At 53.2% G+C, this 21,338-nt stretch carries 19 protein-coding genes; 3 read left to right on the top strand and 16 right to left on the bottom strand.

From position 1 onward, the window contains the following. Positions 1 to 307: 307 nt before the first annotated feature. From FCN15_RS14495 to FCN15_RS14480, 4 genes are all read right to left on the bottom strand, one after another. Complete coding sequence (locus tag FCN15_RS14495; protein WP_138495705.1) at positions 308 to 1,375, bottom strand: AI-2E family transporter; 1,068 nt, start codon at positions 1,373 to 1,375, stop codon at positions 308 to 310. Positions 1,376 to 1,612: 237 nt separating this feature from the next. Beyond that, positions 1,613 to 1,822, bottom strand: a complete 210-nt coding sequence (locus FCN15_RS14490) for a hypothetical protein (protein WP_203232157.1) — start codon at positions 1,820 to 1,822, stop codon at positions 1,613 to 1,615. A gap of 29 nt (positions 1,823 to 1,851) precedes the next feature. Beyond that, positions 1,852 to 2,355, bottom strand: coding sequence for a PRC-barrel domain-containing protein (locus tag FCN15_RS14485; protein WP_138495703.1), 504 nt, complete (start codon positions 2,353 to 2,355; stop codon positions 1,852 to 1,854). Positions 2,356 to 2,416: 61 nt separating this feature from the next. After that, complete coding sequence (locus FCN15_RS14480; protein ID WP_138495702.1) at positions 2,417 to 3,574, bottom strand: cysteine desulfurase family protein; 1,158 nt, start codon at positions 3,572 to 3,574, stop codon at positions 2,417 to 2,419. Positions 3,575 to 3,875: 301 nt separating this feature from the next. Here FCN15_RS14480 and FCN15_RS14475 point away from each other — a divergent pair, with 301 nt between their 5' ends. Continuing rightward, positions 3,876 to 4,562, top strand: a complete 687-nt coding sequence (locus FCN15_RS14475; protein WP_203232156.1) for a cupin domain-containing protein — start codon at positions 3,876 to 3,878, stop codon at positions 4,560 to 4,562. A gap of 38 nt (positions 4,563 to 4,600) precedes the next feature. Here FCN15_RS14475 and FCN15_RS14470 read toward each other — a convergent pair whose 3' ends face one another. Together FCN15_RS14470 and cymR are read right to left on the bottom strand one after the other, a co-directional pair. Further along, positions 4,601 to 5,452: a copper amine oxidase N-terminal domain-containing protein gene (locus FCN15_RS14470; protein WP_138495700.1), complete on the bottom strand. Its 852-nt coding sequence runs from the start codon at positions 5,450 to 5,452 to the stop codon at positions 4,601 to 4,603. Positions 5,453 to 5,665: 213 nt separating this feature from the next. Beyond that, the gene (gene cymR, locus FCN15_RS14465) at positions 5,666 to 6,085 is read right to left on the bottom strand and encodes a cysteine metabolism transcriptional regulator CymR (protein ID WP_138495699.1); all 420 of its coding nucleotides are present in this window, start codon (positions 6,083 to 6,085) and stop codon (positions 5,666 to 5,668) included. Between the two features lie 272 nt (positions 6,086 to 6,357). Between cymR and mnmA the strand changes: the two genes are divergently transcribed. After that, complete coding sequence (gene mnmA, locus FCN15_RS14460) at positions 6,358 to 7,488, top strand: tRNA 2-thiouridine(34) synthase MnmA (RefSeq protein ID WP_138495698.1); 1,131 nt, start codon at positions 6,358 to 6,360, stop codon at positions 7,486 to 7,488. Positions 7,489 to 7,590: 102 nt separating this feature from the next. Here mnmA and FCN15_RS14455 read toward each other — a convergent pair whose 3' ends face one another. Continuing rightward, positions 7,591 to 8,907, bottom strand: coding sequence for a replication-associated recombination protein A (locus tag FCN15_RS14455; protein WP_138495697.1), 1,317 nt, complete (start codon positions 8,905 to 8,907; stop codon positions 7,591 to 7,593). A 480-nt stretch (positions 8,908 to 9,387) separates the two neighbouring features. On the opposite strand from FCN15_RS14455, the gene FCN15_RS14450 reads away from it, so the two are divergent. Beyond that, positions 9,388 to 9,696 (top strand): CD3324 family protein, encoded by a 309-nt coding sequence (locus tag FCN15_RS14450; RefSeq protein ID WP_138495696.1) that lies wholly within the window; start codon positions 9,388 to 9,390, stop codon positions 9,694 to 9,696. Positions 9,697 to 9,918: 222 nt separating this feature from the next. On the opposite strand, the gene FCN15_RS14445 is transcribed toward FCN15_RS14450, so the two are convergent. The 9 genes from FCN15_RS14445 to FCN15_RS14410 form a co-directional block, all read right to left on the bottom strand. Further along, positions 9,919 to 12,072, bottom strand: a complete 2,154-nt coding sequence (locus FCN15_RS14445) for a HelD family protein (RefSeq protein WP_138495695.1) — start codon at positions 12,070 to 12,072, stop codon at positions 9,919 to 9,921. Positions 12,073 to 12,282: 210 nt separating this feature from the next. Next, entirely contained in the window at positions 12,283 to 13,050 is a 768-nt protein-coding gene (locus FCN15_RS14440; RefSeq protein ID WP_138495694.1) for a tRNA threonylcarbamoyladenosine dehydratase, read from the bottom strand. 41 nt (positions 13,051 to 13,091) lie between these two features. Beyond that, complete coding sequence (gene aspS / locus FCN15_RS14435) at positions 13,092 to 14,888, bottom strand: aspartate--tRNA ligase (protein WP_138495693.1); 1,797 nt, start codon at positions 14,886 to 14,888, stop codon at positions 13,092 to 13,094. 49 nt (positions 14,889 to 14,937) lie between these two features. Then, a complete protein-coding gene (gene hisS / locus FCN15_RS14430; RefSeq protein WP_138495692.1) occupies positions 14,938 to 16,182 on the bottom strand; it encodes a histidine--tRNA ligase in 1,245 nt (414 codons plus the stop codon). A 615-nt stretch (positions 16,183 to 16,797) separates the two neighbouring features. Continuing rightward, positions 16,798 to 17,256 (bottom strand): hypothetical protein, encoded by a 459-nt coding sequence (locus tag FCN15_RS14425; protein WP_138495691.1) that lies wholly within the window; start codon positions 17,254 to 17,256, stop codon positions 16,798 to 16,800. Between the two features lie 69 nt (positions 17,257 to 17,325). Beyond that, positions 17,326 to 17,832, bottom strand: coding sequence for a type 1 glutamine amidotransferase domain-containing protein (locus tag FCN15_RS14420; RefSeq protein WP_138495690.1), 507 nt, complete (start codon positions 17,830 to 17,832; stop codon positions 17,326 to 17,328). A gap of 201 nt (positions 17,833 to 18,033) precedes the next feature. Further along, positions 18,034 to 18,204, bottom strand: coding sequence for a hypothetical protein (locus tag FCN15_RS19210; RefSeq protein WP_162515369.1), 171 nt, complete (start codon positions 18,202 to 18,204; stop codon positions 18,034 to 18,036). Between the two features lie 125 nt (positions 18,205 to 18,329). Continuing rightward, the gene (dtd, locus tag FCN15_RS14415) at positions 18,330 to 18,776 is read right to left on the bottom strand and encodes a D-aminoacyl-tRNA deacylase (RefSeq protein WP_138495689.1); all 447 of its coding nucleotides are present in this window, start codon (positions 18,774 to 18,776) and stop codon (positions 18,330 to 18,332) included. A gap of 65 nt (positions 18,777 to 18,841) precedes the next feature. After that, on the bottom strand, positions 18,842 to 21,022 hold the full coding sequence (locus FCN15_RS14410) for a RelA/SpoT family protein (RefSeq protein WP_138495688.1): 2,181 nt from the start codon (positions 21,020 to 21,022) through the stop codon (positions 18,842 to 18,844). Positions 21,023 to 21,338 lie beyond the last annotated feature (316 nt).

The following is a 21,338-nucleotide window of genomic DNA, read 5'->3' as shown; positions in this document are numbered from 1 at the left end:
GTACCACCCTGGTTATCAGCACTCCCGGACGTGTTCCCGGAAGGCAGCTGATCGCCTTTACCTGATTCTGTAACGGGAATCCCCGGCGGAGTTCGTCCGCACTCTGAAAGCAGCGTTCAGCCCTGCCGTCTATTCCGGTTCTTCCACCCGATGCCCGTATGGGCAAAGGAACCGCTCGCTGGTGAATCCGCCAGGACCTACTCTTTTTCATCATCGTTTTATTGTTTAAAGTCGCATAAAAAGTCACTTTTAGTATATAAGCCCGCAGCGCTGACTGTCAACACAGCAGAACGGCAGCCAGAGCCGGCTATACCGTTTTCCGCCGGATATAATATCCGTAGAAATGCTGGATGACGACCTTGAGCACCGCGAAAAAAGGCACGGCCAGAATCAGCCCCGGTATGCCTCCGATTTCCCCGCCGGCCAGCAGCGCGAAAATAATCAGCATCGGATGCAGATGAAGCGTCCGCCCCACTACCTGCGGCGAAATAATATTACTCTCAATGATCTGGCAGGCCATATTCACGATGACCACCAGCAGCACCATCCGCCATGAGATCGTGGTCGCCACCAGCGCCGCCGGAGCAGCACCGAGAAACGGGCCTAAGTAGGGGATAATATTGGAGACCGCCACCACACCCGCAAACAGCAGCGCATACGGCATCCCGATGATCATGTAGCCCGCATAGGCCAGTACGCCGATAATGACGCATACGAGAAGCTGCCCCCGCACATAGTTCCCGAGCGCTTCATCAATATCCTTGAGCAGCCCGACAATGGACTTGCGGTGCGACTTCGGCAGGCAGCGGATCAGCAGCCGCTCGAACACCTCGAAATCCTTGAGCATATAGAAGATCAGGAATGGAATGATGAAGGCGTTAAACATGACGCCGATTGTCGTCCCGATATTGTTCATAAATCCGGAAATACCGGTAGCAAGCCGCTGCTCCGCTTGAAAGAACCAGTTGTTCATCCCCATCCGTATCCCCTGCGGCATCATCGGATTGTCCCATTTGTTCATAATTTGCTGTGTATGCATCGTCAGCTCAGGCAAATGCTCCCCAAGCTCGCCCAGCTGCTCGATAAACATCGGAATCATGTTCATGAGAATGACCGTAAAGCTCGTTAAGAAGACGGCATAGATCAGCAGCACCGCCATCGTTCTCGGCACTTTCCGCGCATTCAGCATTTTGACAATCGGATTCAGCACGTAGGATATAATGACCGCGATCACAAACGGGGCGAGCACTGCCTTGAGAAAGCTGTAAACTAGTCCGAATAACGGCCGCAGCAGCCAAATAAAATATAGAATAATGAGCGTCAGAAGCACCCAACAGGCATAGCGGAACATTTTGCTTTTATAAAATGGCTCCATTGTCCGTAACCCCTCCCTGTCAATGGACTGGCTATAGGTCAGTATATGCCGCAGTTGCCCAAAATAATCCGGGCCGGGGAGGGACGGCTTCAGACCGCTTCAGACGGCTTCAGGGAGAATGATGCAGACGCGTCAAAAAGAAAACAGACCCTTACGCATGGCGTAAGGATCTGCTCGGCAAACAGCGGCCTGCCTGTCAGGCAAGGCAGCAGGCATGCGAAGTATGTAGGTTCAGCCTCAGGACGGGGCATGAAGCTCGGGGTAATCCTGAACCATCTCATCGCCGAAAAATAAATCATCCAGCGAGCTCAGCGTTCCGTCTTCCTCTACTTGATAGACCGACATCTTCTCGCCGTTCACAGTAAGCTCAATAAAACAGCCCCAGCAATAGAACTGGTGGGAGCCGATTTTCCCAATATCTTTAGAATTGCAATTTGGACATTTCATCATATCACAACACCTATCTCTCCGGTAAATTAACGGTTCTCCAGCCGCTGCTCGCTCAGCGCAGGCACCATCACGGCGTTCTCGCCTTTGACAATATCCCCGGTAAAAGGAAGCAGCTTCCGCCCCTCAACCAGGTCGGAGATAAAACCGTCACTAATTTCAAACCCTGTTATTGTATTTCCCAATTGCTGGTCAAAATAAACATCACTGACGTGACCAATCATGACCCCTTCGCTGGTCAGAACAGGAAGCTCCTTCACCCGCCCGCTTCCCAGCGCAAATGTAAGTTGTATATGTTCGGCATCCATCCTGCGGACGGCCTGTTGATTACGAATCATTACAGCGTCTTCGCCGTAAGCAATTATATCTTCCCAAAGCACGGCTTTGATTTGGGGGGAGAACAGGCTCTTGCCTTCCAGCATTACGCCGCTGATTCTCCAGTCTTCGCTAAGGAGTATATCCAGCACCTTGCCAAGCTCCTTGCCATTGTCCACATCAAATACCGGCAAACCGATCATTTCCTGCAGCTTCATGGCAGGGCACCTCCTCTGGTCTTAACAAACCTCCTCTCCCGGCAAAACGAAATAGCAATCCTTACCTTCTATTACGAATCCGGGCAAGAATGGTTCCAACTTTTTCAGCCGTTTGCTCCATTTCTTGAGTAGTATTACCCAAACCGAAACTAAAACGAATCGCCGACCGCAAAAATTGTTCCGGCAGCTTCATCGCCCCCAGAACATAGGACGGCTCAAGCGAACCGGAGGTGCAGGCAGAGCCGCTGGCCACCGCAATTCCTTCCATATCCAGGTTCATCAGCATCGTCTCGGTAGCCACCTCGGGAAAGCTGATATTGAGAATATGCGGCAGGTGCTCGGACGGATGACCGTTCACATGATAATGCCCTTCTCCAGCGGACTGGTCCAGATGCTGCAAAAGGCTCCGGCGAAGCTCTTCATAATGTGCGCGTCTGCCTTCCAGGCTGGAGACGGCAAGCTCGGCCGCTTTGGCAAAGCCGGCCAGGCCGGCCATATTCTCTGTTCCGGCACGGCGCTTGCGCTCCTGATTGCCGCCATACAGCAGCGGAACCAGCGTCGTGCCGCGCCGCACGTAGAGCGCACCTGCGCCCTGCGGCCCGTTGATTTTATGCGAGGATACGCTAAGCAGATCGACCGGAAGCTCGTTAACCTGAAAAGGAACGCTCCCGAAGGCCTGTACGCCGTCCACATGGAACAAAATGCCCTGTTCTTTGGCTACAGCCCCAATCTCTGCTACAGGGTGAAGCGTGCCTACTTCATTATTGCCATACATCAGGCTGATCAGAACCGTATCCGGCCGGATGGCTTCCTTGACCTGCTCCGGATGGATCTGTCCATAGCGGTCCACCGGCAGATAAGTGACTTCAAAGCCTTGAGCCTCCAGTCTTTCGCACGCATGCAGAACCGCGTGGTGCTCGGTTGCCCCGGTAATGATATGTCTGCCCTTACCCGCCTCACGGCTGGCCCAGGCCGCGCCAAAGAGGGCCAGATTGTCGCTCTCTGTCCCTCCTGATGTAAAGATAAGCTCGTCCGGTCCGCAGCCAAGTGCTGCCGCCACCTGATCCCTTGCTCCGTTAACGATCCGTTTGGCGTCCCGGCCAAAGGCATGCGTGCTTGAAGCATTACCGACCTGATTGCGCATTACCTCCAGCATGGCGTCGGCCGCAAGCGGATGAACGGGCGTTGAGGCCGCGTGATCCAAATATATATAAGCCATAACGAAATATGCTCCCTTACTTAATTAAAAATTAAAATTAATCCCATTAATCAGTTAAAGTCAAACTGAAACCGTAAACCTAAGTATAGTCTTTTCCAGTCATCCTTACAATGAAATAATCCTGAATATTTTCATTTTTACCCGGTTTTCTGTCCGCTAAACGCCCCCGCATCCTCAAGCAGCAAGAAAAGCAGCAAGAAAGGTCCGGTACCTTTGCCTTCCTCCGGGCATATTCTATCCCATCCTAGGGCAAAAGCCCAATCTATACCGAGGGGTTGGACAGAAACACATGGTATCTTATATGGATTTTACTTCACCTGACGTGCAGTTTACTTACGATTTAAAGAATAATAATTTCTTTACCAAAGACAGCCGGAATCTCATTAATGCCCTGGGCATTCAGCAGCTTAACACTTTGGGCAATACTTCAGTGCTCGACATTTATTTGAGCAGGGGCAACGTCATTGAACCCCATATTCATCAAAATGCTTCCGAGCTGGTATACTGCATCTCCGGCTCGGCTGTCGTTTCCTTAATTAACCCTTTTACGAAGGAGCTGCTCAATCTGCCGATTACACCCGGTCAGGTGGCTAACGTTCCGCAGGGGTGGTGGCATTACGAGGTCGCCGGCGAAGACAATACCCATCTGCTGGCAATATTTGACGCGCCGGTTCCGGAATTTATCGGAGGCTCCGATCTGCTCCGCCTGACTCCGGCCAGCATCTTCGCCCACACCTACTGTCTGAATGAGGCAATGGTCAAGGAAACCCTAGCCCCGATAACGGACACCGTTGTGATCGGTCCGCCAAACGGCTGCGCGGGCGGCAAATCTGCTGACTCCAAAGGATACACCGGCTACGGCATGGTGCCCGGGTATTATAACCAGCCGGCGGAGCAGGCCTATCCTTCCTACTACGCGCCGCAATATCAGGCCCAAGCAGGGCCCTATGCACCGCAGCAAAGATATTACAGTATCTGGGAACGGTAAGAGTGTTATTGAAGAGGAAATATAGTGTCAGCTTTCGTTTAAACAACCGTATTGCTGATGATCTTCAGGAATCCATTCAAGGCCGCTTTCTCAATGATTGAATTGATGGAATCTCTGGCGGCCGTGCTGAACAAGTACCACTGCTGCTCAGAGGCGTCATAAAGCAGTACTTTCGGATAACCCTCCAGCTCCTCGGCCGGAAAGGCCTCGACTAACGAATAAATATCGTACTGTTTAATGCTGTCCCCTTTCTCATCCAAAAAATCATACTGGGCATTCTTGTAATACGAACCAGGGACATCAATATTGAACATCCATGAGTAACTGGCAGGGGCATCGGTCTTGTCCCCCTTATTGTTCACAATAAGGTTATAAATGGCTTCATTGTAAGCAGTCCCGCCGATCTGCTGCACAATTCCGCCCATTGTCATATGATATTCCTGCTGCAGAGCCTTCACCGGCACCCCGCCGATGAGGAACGGTTCGGAATCGATCGTCACTGCGGAGCCGCTGTAACCGACTTCGCAGCCGAAGGTTTCAGCTATGAATCGCAGGGGAACGAAGAAGCGGTTATTTTTCACATAGGGCTTCGCATCCAGCTTCACTGTTTTGCCGTTCTGGACTGCCGAGCTGCTGCCTGCTTGCAAAGTGACCTTCATATCGTCTTTGATCAGAGTAACTTCCGATCCTGACCAGACAACTTGGGCCCCTAAATTTTCACTGACTGTACGCAGCGGCACCATCATCCGGTTGTTCTTGATTTCTGGCTTCACATCAGTTACAACGGCTGTCCCGTCCACTTTGATGGAAGGGCTTGAAGCAGCATAGACGGAAGTCGAAGATAGGAATAAAACCGAGGCAAATAGGACACTTAAACAAGCTTTCTTCATGGTTAACGTTCTCCTCCTCGAAACCGGGCCCAGACCGGGTTCCTCTTGGGTCCGGAGCGGAATCATGTCATGCTTTCACACCCTAGGTAGACGTAAGAAACTGGAAAAAGTTGCATCCTGCCCCATTTTATCTTCGGCTTCTTTGACCGGAAAATAAAAAAATGCCTGCTGCCTTCTAAAGAGGCAGGGGCATTTTTTAATGTAGAACATTTTTTAAATGTAGAACATATAGTTGGCTTTCTCCTGGTTATCTTCAAAGTTGATCAGACTCTCCAAAGTCGTTGAATCGAGCACCTCGGCAATGCTGTCACGGATTCTCAGCCAGAGGTCACGTTTAGCGGGATCGTCCTCTTCGGTAAAATCAACCGGTGAAATCGGCCCTTCCAGCACGCGGATAATGTCTCCCGCCGTAATTTCGGCTGCTTCTTTGGCGAGGATGTAGCCGCCGTAAGCTCCCCGGATGCTTTTTACCAAACCTGCATTCCGCAGCGGGGCAATCAGCTGCTCCAGATAATGCTCGGAGAGCTGGTTTCTTTCTGCAATGCTCTTTAATGAAGTCGGGCCCTCACCGTATTTGGCGGCAAGCTCCATCATAATTGTCAACCCGTAACGTCCTTTTGTAGAAATCTTCAAACGTGGCACCTCTTTCAATTTTCACATGATCTTTATATAATAGAACTTCGGATTTGTTATACTACAAGGGTAAAGGACAAATTCACCAATTTGGCCATTGGCGGGGAAACCTCGTTATTGCACTCTAAATTCCAGCCTTAAATATCTAAACACTTAAATATCGTAACACTAAGATATCGTAACATAAGTCACGGAATTTAGGAAACTTCCCCCTGATTACAGGCCAGCCATCAATATTCGGACCCTTCAAGTCCAGAGGAGTTGATAAGTCTATGCAGCAAAGCGCAAAACCAAAAGTAATCGTAGGCATGTCAGGAGGCGTGGATTCATCCGTCACCGCACTTCTGCTTAAGCAGCAGGGCTATGAGCCCATCGGAATTTTTATGAAGAACTGGGACGACACCGACGAATTCGGTTTCTGTACAGCAGAACAGGACGCGGAGGATGTCCGCCGTGTCTGCGAGCAGATCGGGATCCCTTATTACACCGTAAATTTCGAAAAAGAATACTATGATAAAGTATTTTCCTACTTTCTCGATGAATATAAGCGGGGCCGCACACCGAATCCGGATGTCATGTGCAACCGCGAGATCAAATTCGGGGAATTTCTGAACAAGGCGCTTGATCTCGGTGCAGATTATGTCGCTACCGGGCATTATGCCCGCGTCGTGGAAGAAGACGGGAAGTTCAAGCTGCTGCGCGGCGTGGACAGCAACAAGGATCAGACCTATTTCCTGAACGCGCTGAACCAGGAACAGCTGTCCCGGGCAATGTTCCCGATCGGCCACCTGCCGAAACCGGAAGTACGCCGCATTGCGGAAGAAGCCGGGCTGTATACCGCCAAGAAGAAAGACAGCACCGGCGTCTGCTTCATCGGCGAGCGGAACTTCCGCGAGTTCCTCAGCCACTATCTGCCGGCCAAATCCGGCGATATGGTCGATATTGAGACCGGCGAGGTGAAAGGCCGCCATGACGGCCTGATGTATTATACGCTCGGGCAGCGCCAGGGCCTGGGCATCGGCGGATCGGGCAACGGACAGCCCTGGTTCGTGGCCGAGAAGGACTTGGAACGAAATATTTTGTATGTGGTCCAGGGCGACAAGCATCCCAGCATGTACTCCACCGGATTAACAGCCAGCGGCCTGAACTGGATCGCCGGCGTCCGTCCGGCGGCAGGAAGCACCCTTCGCTGCACAGCGAAATTCCGCTACCGCCAGCCGGACCAGGGCGTAACCCTTACGTTCCATGAGGACGATACCGTCCATGTGGCCTTTGATGTGCAGCAGAAAGCCATTACGCCGGGACAAGCCGTCGTCTTCTATGACGGCGAAGTTTGCCTGGGCGGCGGCATCATTGAAGCTGCCGAGAAGGTACCTTATGAAGCGGCTGTGAAAGCTTTGTAAAAACACAAAATCCGAATCCCTCCGCCGCAGCTGGCAAAGGGATTCGGATTTTTTTAATTTTTTTAATTTTTTTAATTTTTTTAATTTTTTTAATTCCACGGCTCAAACCCCGTCCTGCCTGCGCCGCAGCTCCTGGTTGTGCTTGATTTTGGCTTCGCTGCCCTGCTCGGTTGCCTTATAGAAGGTCATGCCGTCCAGCTTGTCCGGCAAATACTGCTGCTTGACGTAATGACCGGGAAAATTATGCGGGTACTGGTATCCGACATGACCGAGCTTGACCGCGCCTTTGTAATGGGCGTCCCGCAGATGAAGCGGCACCTCCGCCGACTTCAGCTCATCCATCGCGTCCATCGCCCGCGAAATCGCCATCACGACGGCGTTCGATTTCGGGCTCTCCACCGCAAAGAGAATCGCCTGCGCGATGTTCAGGCGGGCTTCAGGCCAGCCGTTAGTGCGGTAAGCGTCCAGCGCGCTGACCGCCTGCACCATGGCCTGCGGGTTCGCAAGCCCGATGTCCTCGCTGGCGGCGGCAATCAGCCGCCGGATGAAGACCATCGGGTCCATGCCCAGTTTCTCTACCGCGTAGAGAAACCAGAAGAGCGCGGCGTCGCTGGAGCCGCGGATGCTCTTGTGGAACGCAGACAGTACATCGTACTGCGTGGACTCATCCGCCTTCACAATCGGGCGGCGGATGGATTCCTCGGCAACGTCCAGCGTAATGTGGACGGTGCCGTCGGCTTCCGGCGGCGTCGTGAGCGCCGCCAGCTCCAGCGCGTTCAAGGCGCGGCGGATATCGCCGTTCGCCATGGACGCGATATGCTGCAGCGCTTCCTCGTCTACGCGCAGCTGCATAAAGCCGAGGCCCTTCTCCGTGTCCGCCAGCGCCCGGCGCATCGCCTCCAGCGAATGCTCGCTGGTCAGGGCCTCCAGCTGGAACAGCGTCGAACGGCTCAGCAGGGCCCCGTTCACATAGTGGAACGGGTTCTCCGTCGTCGCGCCGATGAATATAATCGTACCGCGCTCTACCGCCGGCAGCAGCGCATCCTGCCGGGCGCTGTTGAAGCGGTGGACCTCGTCCAGAAACAGAATCGTCTTGGTTCCGTACAGCGCTTTGGCGTCCTGCGCCCGGTCAATGACCTCGCGGACATCCTTGACGGAAGCGTCCACCGCGTTCAGCCGTACGAATTCCCCCTGCGTATGGCGGGAGATGATATGGGCAAGCGTTGTTTTGCCGCAGCCCGGAGGGCCGTACAGCAGAATCGAGGAGACCTGGTCCGCCTCAATCGCCCGGCGCAGCAATTTGCCTTTGCCGATGATGTGCTCCTGGCCGATGTATTCTTCCAGCGCTGCCGGCCGCATCCGGTCCGCAAGCAGGCCCATGCCGGATTCCGGCTTATCGTTATAAGAAAATAAGTCCATCTTATTTCGTCACTTCCCCAACAAATTCATAGCCAGTCGCCTGGGCACTCCCTCTATTTTACCATAACGCGAACACGGCAGGAACGCTGGCAGCCCGGCAGCCATTTTCGCAATAAATATTTATAAACATTCTTTCACTTTCCTTCCCCTAGCGGATATGAGTTAATAATAAGTGTCCGGCCGGGCAATAAGCTGGGAAAGGAGTTGATCGAATTGATTACAGCATATGAGGTGGTTTCCGCCTAACAGCGGAGCCCCATCCCGGGAGGCCCTTCGCGGCCTCCCTTATTATTTTCAAGGGAAAGTTTCTTACCATCCGCATTCAAATTCCTTTATAATAGATCTGTATCTAAAGGCAATTTAATCCAATTTAGCAAGTCAAACATTTCAAATTCACGAAAGGAGGAAGCGTATACATGACTACTTTTAACAAGGCAATTGCTGCAGCTGCCGGACAATGTTCTAAGGAGGAAATGAAACGTGAACTACAAAAATGGGAAGGATGTGCTTCCCCCTAGGCTGCTGAAGGAACTTCAGGATTACATACAAGGCGAGCTTGTCTACATTCCGAAATGCGGCAAGCAGCGCGCCCTCTGGGGTGAAATCAGCGGCTCGCGCAAACTGATTGCGCGCCGGAACGAGGAAATTTACCATTCGTACTGTGCGGGGAACGACGTGGAGGAGCTCGCAGAATCCTACCATTTGTCGATCGACAGCATCCGCAAGATCCTTACGAAAATGCGCTCAGCCAAACGGGCGGCTTCTGCCGCAGTCGGCAGCCATCAATAAATAGATGGGAAGAATAAAGCACGATTCTTCTCCACAGCTCATAAGACCGTACACCTGGCTTCTCCCTGTTCATAACGGGTTCAACAGCGGGGAAGCCGATTGGTGTACGGTACGGAACAAAATTTAAGCCCTTGCCGCTTCGGAATCGAGCAGCAGGGCTTAAATTTTGTTGGGATTCCGGGATTCCCGGAATCCGGAAATTCCCGCCTTATTCGCTGTACCTTAATCCGGCCATACCGTCAGGGCAATCTCCGGATCATCCGCAGCCACATAGCCCGGAAGCTCGCCGGAGGACAGCAGCCACAGCTCATGCAGCGCGCGCGTGCAGGCCACGTACAGCAGTTTGGCATCCTGCCCGCCGTAATGGTCAGCATCAACGTCCGTTACAATAACGGCGTCAAACTCGAGGCCTTTCGACAGATAGGCCGGCAGTACAGACAATCCGCCTGCATACTGGCTGCTGCGGCCGTCAATCAGATTCAGCTCCTGCCCCATCGCCGCCAGCTCCTTATGCAGCTCCTCCGCTTCCTGCAGCGTGCGGGTCAGCAGGGCCGCCGTCCGGTAGGGCCCCTGCATGACGCGCTCAAGCGCAGCGGCAATCCGCTCTACCCTGGCAGACCGGTCGATGTTCAGCACCCGCACCGGTTCGGCGCTGCGGAATACCGGCACCGCCAGAAGATCCGCGCCGACCCCTCTCTTGAGGATTTCATTGGCGAAGGTGATGATCTCCATCGTGGACCGGTAGCTCCGCGTGAGCGCAAAATAAGCCGTCTCTCCGGGAGCAAACAAGGCCTGCATTTCCTCCCACCGGCGGATGCCCCGGTAGTAATGAATGCCTTGGGACAGGTCGCCCAAAATCGTAAACGAATGCCCTTTGACGAATTTGTCCAATACCGCCACCTGCAGCGGGGAGAAATCCTGGGCCTCATCGATGACAACATGGTCAAACCGCTGGCCCCCGCGGATCTCCTCCAATATGGCATACACATACAGAAGTCCGGCAAGGTCCTCCTCGCGGATGTTATTCTTCTTCAAATCAGACCGCGTCTGCTTCAGTATCGGCTCTGGAATGGCTGCTGCAAGGCCGTCCAGCTCCTGCTGCAGCTCTCCGGACAGCTTTTGCGCGCCAAATAAAGCCTTATAGACCGCAGCCGCCGAAAGGTCCGGCCATTTCTTCGCATAGGCCTTCTCCCGCTGGGCAGCCTTCTTCTTCCGGTCCTTAAGGGCAGCAGCAGACGGCGATTTCTTGAGCGCCATTTCGATCCAGCGGTGAATCCTGGCCAGTGTCCGTTCCTTGCGCAGGGCAAGCGGATAAGGCTTATACTCCTCGTCAAACCACTGCCGGATCACCTTCTGCTTCAGAACCGCACCCTCCCAAGGTGAAAAATCCTCCTCAGGCAGGCTGTGCTGCTCCAGCCTCTGAACCGCCGCTTCCAGCAGATCCCGAAAGGCGAGCGAGCCTTTGTATCGTCCGGGCAGCAGTTCATCCACAACCCGGCCGGCTCCCGGCTGGTCAAACCATTTTCCAAGCTCCTCCGGACCGTCTGCCGGTACTACATCCAGCCCCAGCACACCTGCAGCCCAGTCGCTGAACGTATTCTGCTGAATATCGCCCACGCCGAGCTCCGGCAGCACGTCGGAAATATAATCGATAAACATCCGGTTCGGGGCAAAAATCACCATCCGCTCCGCCGCAATCTGCTCCTTATACTGATAAAGCAGATAAGCGAGCCGGTGCAGCGCGACCGTCGTCTTGCCGCTTCCCGCCACGCCCTGGATAATCAGCGCCGTATTGCGGGCCGCCCGGATAATCTGGTCCTGCTCCGCCTGAATCGTGGAGACGATGTCGCGCAGCCGGTTATCCTTGTTCTCGCCAAGCCGGTACAGCAGAAACTCATCCGATACGGCCGGGCCGCCGCCTTCGCGGTTATAGGTGTCGACCACGCGCTCCAGAATCTGCCTGCGGATCAGCACGTTTCTCTTCAAGTAGACAAGCCCTTCAATCAGGCCTTCAGGCGCTTCATAAGAAGCTGAATCTCCCCCGGTAAAAGAGTAGAACAAACTGGCCACCGGGGCACGCCAGTCGATCACAGCCGGCTTGTCGCCTTCGCCGGCCACCCCATTTTTCCCTATGTACAGCGGCATCCGGGTGCCGTTCTTCTCCTCAAAATCAAGCCGTCCGAAGTAAGGCTCCTGCACCGACTGGGCCAGCCCTCTGCGCGCGGCCTCCCTGCCCGATTCCAGCACCTGTTCCGTGTAATCGCTGCCCGTATATACGGGTACCGCCTGCAGCCGTTTCAGTTCGGCCTCAATCGCAGCCAGCGTACGGTTCAAGTGTTCCTTTTCCTCTTGATAGGCACTTTGAAAATCGTCCATTTCAGTTACCTCCTAAGATTGGTATGGGTCTAATGGTGCCAGGTGAATAGCTCCTGAACCAAAGAATAACCATTATATCACCTGCAGGGGAAAAAAGGTATCGCAGCTGATTTGCCCGCAAAATGGAAGCCATTAAAAAAAGAAGCAGCCGGTCCAGGAGCGTTCTCCCGAAACGGCTGCGATAAGCATTTTTCCGATAACTGACTGTAATTAGCCTTGGTTTGTCTTCTTCTCGGCCGCTTCCAGCAGCTCTCTTACGGCCACGCTGACCATAATCAGACCGACGGCTGGCGGCACAAAAGAGTTGCTCGCAGGCGGCTGCTTTGCTTTGCGGATGTCCGGCGCGTTCTCCGGCACAATCTTCTCCGTTACTTCCCGGCGCGGCTTCACTGGCGTTTCGGTTGAGAAGACGACCTTGACGCCTTTCTTGATGCCTTCCTCTTTCCGCAGCTTGTTGCGGATCACACGGGCCATCGGGTCCGTATGCGTCTTGGAAATGTCTGCAACCAGAAATTTGGTCGGGTCCATCCGGTTCGCCGCTCCCATGCTGGAGATCAGCGGAATGTTCCGCTTCAGGCATTCCTTGATCAAGTGAATCTTATAAACAATCGTATCCGATGCGTCAATTACATAATCAGGGTTCAAGTCAAACAGCTGCTCATACGTTTCCTCGGTGTAGAACATGTTCAAGGCAATCGTTTCGCAGTCCGGATTGATCTGCTTCACCCGATCCAGCATGACGTCGGCTTTCTTCTGGCCAATGGTCGTCATGAGCGCGGGAATCTGGCGGTTGACGTTGGTGATATCGACCGTGTCTTTATCAATCATGATAATCCGGCCGATTCCGCCGCGGGCCAGCGCTTCGACAGCCATGGAGCCGACGCCGCCGACGCCCAGCACCGCCACCGTGCTGCTGCGCATAACTTCCATGCCTTCAGCGCCGATGGCCAGCTCCGTTCTTGAGAATTGGTTGCGCATTTCAGTGATTTCCTCCTTATCCTGAGGCAGGCTCAGGCCGCTTACGCTTTAGCTTCTTCAGCAGCTTTCTTCGCTGCAAGCGCCAATTTGATGTGCAGCTGGTCAAGCTGGGATTGATCTACCGCGGAAGGCGCGTTCATCATCAGATCGGTCGCGCTGGCCGTCTTAGGGAACGCAATCGTCTCCCGCAGGTTGCTGCGGCCGGACAGCAGCATCACCAGACGGTCAAGACCGAAGGCCATACCGCCGTGCGGAGGCGTGCCGTATTCAAACGCGTCGAGCAGATAGCCGAACTTGTCTTTCGCTTCCTCAGGCGACAAGCCGAGGGCTGCGAACATTTTTTCCTGAACGTCACGCTTGTAGATCCGCATTGAGCCCCCGCCCACTTCATAGCCGTTAAGCACAATGTCGTAAGCCTGGGCCAGGATTTGGCCTGGGTCTGTATCGAGCAGGTGTACATCCTCTTCCCGCGGACGGGTGAACGGATGGTGCAAGGCTACATAACGCTTCTCTTCTTCATCCCACTCGAGCAGAGGGAAGTCCACCACCCAAGCGAATTTAAACTCATTTTCGTTGATGAGGCCGAGCTGTTTGCCAATTTTGAGGCGGAGTGCACCAAGCACGTCGGCTACGACCTTCTTGCTGTCGGCAGAGAAGAGCAGCAGGTCGCCTTCTTCAGCGCCGGTGCGTTCTTTCAGCGCTTCGATTTCTTCCGGTGTAAAGAACTTCACGATCGGCCCTTTGAACTCGCCTTCCTTCACCTGAATCCAGGCAAGGCCCTTCGCACCGTAACGGGCTGCAAAAGGTCCCAGATCGTCGATCTCCTTACGGCTCCATGTGCCGCAGCCTTTGGCGTTCAGCACCTTGACTTCGCCGCCTTTTTCAATAACCGAGGCGAACACTTTAACACCGCTGTTAGCCACGAGGTCACTGACCTGGATCAGTTCCAGACCAAAGCGCAGGTCCGGCTTGTCAGAGCCGTATTTGTCCATGGCTTCGGCATAAGTCAAACGCTGGAACGGCAGAGGAATGTCCACGTTGACCGTCTCTTTAAAGAGACGCGCCATCAGCTGCTCCATCATACCCAGCAGTTCGTCCTGGCTCAGGAAGGAGGTCTCAAGGTCGACCTGGGTAAATTCAGGCTGGCGGTCAGCGCGCAGATCCTCGTCGCGGAAGCAGCGTGCGATTTGGAAGTAACGCTCGATCCCGCTCACCATCAGCAGCTGCTTATAGAGCTGCGGCGACTGCGGCAGGGCGAAAAATTCGCCTTCATGCACCCGGCTTGGCACGAGGTAGTCACGCGCGCCTTCCGGAGAGCTCTTCGTCAGGATCGGTGTTTCAACTTCAAAGAATCCCTGCTCGTCCAGGAAATCGCGGAAAATCTTCGAGGCCTTGGAACGCAGACGAAGCGTGTTCTGCATTTCCGGACGGCGCAGGTCCAGGTAGCGGTATTTCAGGCGGAGCGATTCTTCAACCTCAATTCCGTCCTCAATGAAAAATGGAGGGGTCTTGGCGGCATTCAGCACTTCGATTTCCGTAATCTGCACCTCCAGCTGGCCTGTAGGCAGATTAGAGTTTACCGTTTCGGGACTGCGTTTGACCACCTTGCCAGTAACAGCTAACACGTATTCGCTGCGCACACGGTCTGCAATGGAAAGGGCTTCGCCGGAATAATCCGGGTTAAAAACGATCTGCACAATGCCGCTGCGGTCGCGCAGGTCGATAAAGAGTACGCCCCCGAGGTCGCGGCGGGTCTGCACCCAGCCGTTCAGTGTTACTGTTTCTCCGATATGGGCCTCCGTAATTTGGCCGCAGTGGTGTGTCCTTGTCCTTGACATACAATTAGCTCCTTTATTCTCAGTTAGATTTATTTATTTTGAAAAATAGTTACTTCAGCTCGCCTGCAAGCTCCGACAGCTTCACTGTCCGCTGCTCGCCGTTCTCCATCGACTTCAGTGCGATTTCGCCGCGCGACAGCTCGTCGTCACCGAGGATCGCCGTGTAGCGCGCCTGCATCCGGTCGGCGGATTTCATCTGCGCTTTCATCTTCCGGCCCAGATAGTCGCGTTCCGCGGAGAATCCGGCCTGGCGCAGCTTGTAGAGCTGCTTTGTAATTTCCTGCTCAGCCGCTTCTCCAAGCGCAATGAAGTAGACATCCAGCGGTTTAACCGCCGGCACTTCAACGCCTTGATTCTCCAGGATCAGCTGGATCCGCTCCAGGCCAATGCCAAGTCCAATGCCCGGCTGATCCGGCCCGCCGACCTCCGCTACAAGCCCGTTGTAGCGGCCGCCGCCGCCGACCGTATCAATAGCGCCGATGCCCTGGGCCTTGTATTCAAAGGCGGTATGCGTGTAGTAGTCCAGTCCGCGCACAAGGCGGGAATTGACCGCATAATCAACGCCCATGTCGTCCAGATATTTCTTCACCTGTTCAAAATGGGTGCTGCATTCCTCATCCAGGCTGTCGAGAATCGATGGTGCGTTCGTGAACTTGTCCTGGTCGGTTTTGCAGTCCAGCACACGCATCGGGTTGCGGTGAATCCGGGACTGGCAGTCCTTGCACAGGCTGTCCTTCATCGGCAGCAGGAATTCCAGCAGCTTCTCCCGGTAAGCAGCGCGTACCGCCGGATTGCCGACGGAATTCACCTCTACCTTGACGCCCTGCAGCCCAAGCTCCAGACAGAACTGATAGCCTAGCGAAATGACCTCTGCATCAATCGAAGGGTCTGTCGCGCCGAAGGCTTCAATGCCGAACTGGTGAAACTGCCGCTGGCGGCCTGCCTGGGGACGTTCGTACCGGAACATGGGCCCGATATAGTACAGCTTGCTGACATCCGGCTCGCCGTACAGCTTATTTTCCACATAGGAACGGACAACGCCCGCGGTTCCTTCCGGCCGGAGCGTCATGCTGCGCCCGCCTTTATCCTCAAAGGTGTACATCTCCTTCTCCACGATATCCGTGGTTTCGCCAACGCCGCGTTCGAACAAGGAAGTCTGCTCAAAGATCGGCGTACGGATTTCCCGGTAATTAAATCTGCGGCACAAATCGCGGGCCTTCTCTTCTACAAACTGCCATTTCTCCACGGTGCCCGGCAGCAGATCCTGCGTGCCTGTGGGTTTTTGAAAAGCCATTGTCAGTTCCTCCAATTTCTCGCTCTTTATACAAAGCTTACAAACTCTTTATGCAAAACAAAAAATCCCCCGCCTCTGATGCGACACAACGCAACAGGGACGAGGGACTGTTATTCATACAGTCGCCCGTGGTACCACCCACATTCCGGCAGGATGCAGAATGATTCTGACAACCGGCCGCTCTAGACGGTTAACGCCCGCTAAACGCCGTACGGCTACTAATTGGTTCGCCGCAGGTTCTCCGGGAGGTCTTTCGTTCAATCATCTACGGAATTCTTCCAGCCTGACCGCATTCGCCAGCTTCTCATAAGCTGTTGGCGGTTCCGGAATCCCTCTCTGTGGAAGTGGGGTTGAAGTACTTTGTCCCTTCGTCGAAGTTCGACATATTGAATGTAACTGTTATTGTAACTGTTATTGTTAGATTTTAAGGAACTAAAGAGGCAAAGTCAAGAAAGAAGCAGGAAAAAGAAACAAGAAAAAAACCTGCTTCATTCAGCAGGTCAACAGATATGTTAAAAAAGGGGGTCATGCTGTTATTATAAACAGGCAACATTACAGCAAAACTGCGCTTATATTACAGTTATATTACAAAACACTTGTTTGGAAAACGGCAGGTCAGTCGAGCCGCTCCACATAGGCGCCTTCCGAACGGAGCTTCTGCACGATTTCATCGTAGCTCTGATCGTCCACTCTCGCACTCAGCACATAGTTTAGATCATCGTAATCGCCGTCTGTCAGCGTCTCATAAGCACCGAAGCCCGGGGCATTGTCTTCCGGTTTGTCCTCGCGGATATCGCGCTCGGCCACCGACTCTTCCGCATTCGGGTCGACGACCGGAACCGCACCTTGCGTGGTATAAGCACCGGCTGCTCCGCCTGTTGTCATTGCCCCGCCTGTATACATGCCTGAAGTGTTGCCAATCGGAACAATCGGAATCAGGATGTCACGGTCTCTGCCGATGCCCTCTTCCAGCCTTCCTACCTCCAAATTGTCCATGCGGTAACCGACCAAATGTGATCTTGCGCTTTCCGCCTCGTCTTCTGTTCGAAAATAAGCCTGAATATGTCTGGACATGACATTCACTCCCTTTTCAAAATATGCTTATCCAAATAGGTTTTACCCAAATAGGTTTTACCCAATGCCTTACAAGACCTGAAGCAGCTCGCGGACAAACGCAGGCTCATCCTTTGGCGTGCGTGAGGAAATAAAGTTTCCGTCCACGGCAACCTCCTGGTCTACAAAGTTTGCCCCTGCATTAACCATGTCATCCTGCAGCGGCGGGTAGGAGGTGATCGTTCTGCCCTTCAGCAGACCGGCGCTCGCCAAAATCTGCGGGCCATGGCAAATGGCCGCCACGGGCTTTTTCGAAGCGTCTAATTGCTTCACAAATTCCAGCACATCCGGATCGAGCCGCAGATTTTCGGGCGAAGAGCCGCCGGGAATGACAACCGCGTCATAGTCCTCGGCTTTGACCTCCGCAATCGCTTTATCCGTTGTATATTCAGCATTTCCTTTTTTTCCTTTTACCGTTTCACCGGCTTTCAGGCCGATAATTTCTGCTTGATGCCCAGCTTTTTTGACTTCATCATAAGGAACCTGCATTTCGGAATCCTCAAATCCATTTGCCAGCAAAAACGCCACCTTGCTCATTTCAATCCTTCTCCCTTCAAGCAGTGTTAAACGTTCTCTTCTTTATTACCCGGCAAATAAATACTTCTAACAAAATACAGCAAAAGCACCCTGGCCAGCAGGATGCTTCCGCGTTCAATACGAGCGTTCGAGGAACTTTCGGTTCATTCAAGACATTTCGTTCATTCAAGGCATTCAGTTCGTTCAGGACATTCAGTTCGTTCAGGACATTCGGCTGCCGCGGCGTCCATGGCTGTTCCAGGGCTTGAGGTCACGGAGCACTTCCCGCCTCTCGTCCGCGGCAAGTCCCGCAATTGCGGAAGCTTCGCGAAAATGTCCAGGGAACTGGCTGGCTGCCGAGGCGCTTAAGTAATGCTTGTCCGGTTGTCGCAAGTGCAACAAGCTCCTTTGCTGGTTCATTCACCCTAAAGAATGCCCGCAGCAATAAACCTCTATGCAAAAGCCTGAACCAGCCAAGCCTTGCATAGAGGTTTAGAATTAGCCGAATGCCTGAATTGTTACTTCTGCGGGGTCTCCAGCCATAGAGTCACAGGTCCCCAATTGACCAGCTCGACGTCCATGTCGGCGCCAAAGCGGCCTGTTTCCACCGTCAGCCCTTTGTCACGCAGCATTTCGTTAAAGCGGTTGTAGAGCGGCTCCGCTTTGTCTCCGCCAGCGGCCGAGATGTAGCTTGGGCGCCGGCCCTTGCGAGTATCCCCGTATAACGTAAACTGGGATACGGATAACACACTTCCTCCGACGTCCTGGACGCTGAGGTTCATTTTTCCATCTTCATCATCAAAAATGCGCAGTCCGGCAACTTTGTCGGCCATATAAGCAGCATCCGATTCCTGGTCGTCATGAGTGATGCCGACAAGCAGCAGGAGTCCTGTGCCGATCTCACCGGTGATTTCGCCTTCAACGGTCACTTTTGCACGCTTGCAGCGCTGAATGAGTACACGCATTTTCTAAGCTCCCTTAATCCTTAATTGCTGAAATTCTTATTGTATAATCCTTACTGCCGAAATCCTTACTGCATAATCCGGTGTACGGAATAAACGTCCTTAACCCGCTTGATCTTCTCAACGACGGACTGCAGATGGTCGGTGTTGCGGATGAGAATGGTCATGTGGATCAGCGCCAGCTTGTTCTTATCCGAACGGCCGGACACTGCGGAAATATTCGTCTTGCTCTCGGAGACGGCCTGAAGCACCTCGTTCAGCAGGCCTCTGCGGTCGTGTCCGGTAATTTCGATGTCCACGCTGTAATTCGCCTCAATGGCTTCTTCCCATTCCACATCGATCACGCGTGCTGCTTCTTCACCATCATCGCCGGCAGGAATGTTCGGACAGTCCCTGCGGTGCACGGATACCCCGCGGCCTCTCGTAATATAGCCGATAATGTCGTCCCCTGGCACCGGATTACAGCACCGGGCAAAGCGGACCAGCAGATTGTCGATGCCCTTCACTTTAATACCGTTCGTCGGACGAGGCTTCTTCTCTTCCGGCGGAGCCTTAACCTCCTTGACGTCTGAGGTCAGCTCAATCTGGCCTGCTTCCTCCTGCTCCTTCCGGAGCTTCTCGGTCAGCTTCGTGCAGCATTGGGCGGCCGTCAGCCCCCCGAAGCCGATCGCCGACAGCATATCGTCAATGTCGTTGAACGCAAATTTGCGGGCAGCGTCCATCAGCTTGTCATCCGTCATGAGGGAGGATGGCTCAAACCCGGAGCGCTTCAATTCACGCTCGATCAATTCTCGTCCTTTTTCGACATTTTCTTCGCGTCGCTCTTTCTTGAACCACTGCTTGATCTTGCTCCGCGCGTGCGAAGACTGGGCGATTTTCAGCCAATCCTGGCTTGGTCCATAAGAATGCTTGGAGGTAAGAATCTCTACAATGTCGCCATTCTTCAGCTTATGGTCAAGCGGCACAATCCGGCCGTTCACCTTGGCGCCAATGGTCCGGTTGCCCACCTCAGTATGAATCCGGTAAGAAAAATCGAGCGGGACAGAGCCCATCGGCAGCTCAATCACTTCACCTTTGGGCGTAAAGACAAATACTAGATCGGAGAAGAAATCCATCTTCAGGGATTCCACAAACTCCGACGCATCCTGGGCCTCATGCTGAAGCTCCAGAATTTCTTTGAAGAACGGCATCTTGCTTTCCGGTCCGGACGTATCTCCTCCGCCTTCTTTATACGCCCAGTGGGCAGCGATCCCGAACTCGGCTGTCCGGTGCATTTCCCAGGTGCGGATCTGAACCTCAGTCGGCTCGCCGTTTGGACCTACCACGGTCGTATGAAGAGACTGGTACATATTTTCCTTCGGCATGGCAATATAATCCTTGAAACGGCCCGGCATCGGTTTCCATAACGTGTGGATAATCCCCAGCGTGGCATAGCAGTCCTTAATATTGTCAACGATGATACGGATTGCAAAGAGATCATAAATTTCATTGAACTGTTTGTTCTTTGCTGTCATTTTCTTGTAAATGCTGTAGATATGCTTCGGACGGCCCGACAAATCGGCATCGACGCCCATTTCATCCAGCTTCTCGGAAATACGCGAAATAACGGAATCGATGAAGGCTTCGCGTTCCGCCCGTTTCTTGTGCATCAGGTTGGCAATCCGGTAATACTGCTGGGGGTTCAAATAACGGAGCGCAATATCCTCCATCTCCCACTTGATCGCGGAAATACCGAGGCGGTGGGCAATCGGGCAGAAAATCTCCAGCGTTTCGTAAGCGATCCGGCGCTGGCTTTCCTCCGATTGATATTTAAGAGTCCGCATGTTATGAAGGCGGTCGGCAAGCTTTATGACGATTACCCGGATATCCTGAGCCATAGCAATGAACATTTTCCGGTAATTCTCATTCTGCTGCTCTTCCTTGGATTGAAACCGAATCCGTTCCAGCTTGGTTAAACCGTCCACAAGCATGGCGCAGCCGCTGCCGAATTGGTCCTCAATTTCCTGCAGGGAGACTGTGGTATCCTCGACAACGTCGTGCAGCAGTGCCGCAATAATAGACAGCGCATCCATGCCCATATTTACAACAATATCCGCTACTGCTAGCGGATGCAGAATATAGGGCTCTCCCGATTTGCGGACTTGGCCGTGATGAGCCTGTTCAGCAAAGTCATAGGCTTCCCGTATGTCGTTCAAATCGGCTTCTGTGATATAGGCGGACGCCTTTTCAAGTAATCGCTGTATACCCATTGAATCGTTGTCGTATCCTTTCTATCCATAAATGAACACCCTGAGAACTCTCCAATGCGGCGCATAATTAAGCCTCGTTCATTTATACTTAAAATAGGTTGATTCCGTCCATAGAAATATTAAAAGGGAACCTGTTCGCAGCTCTTTCGGCATCAGGTCCCTGAAATAGTGATTTCCTATAATTATGCCTCTTGCATAAGGCCGCGTCAACCATTCTGGATGAAGGCTTGTTAAAGAATTTGGACAACTATAAAAATCCTTGTTGAAAAAAGTCGATTAACTCTATAAGCTATTGAGATTAAGGACAACTTTTATC

It is taken from the genome of Paenibacillus pinistramenti, assembly GCF_005869875.1.
Lineage (GTDB): Bacteria > Bacillota > Bacilli > Paenibacillales > Paenibacillaceae > Fontibacillus > Fontibacillus pinistramenti.
This window is presented reverse-complemented; position numbering and strand designations above follow the sequence as displayed.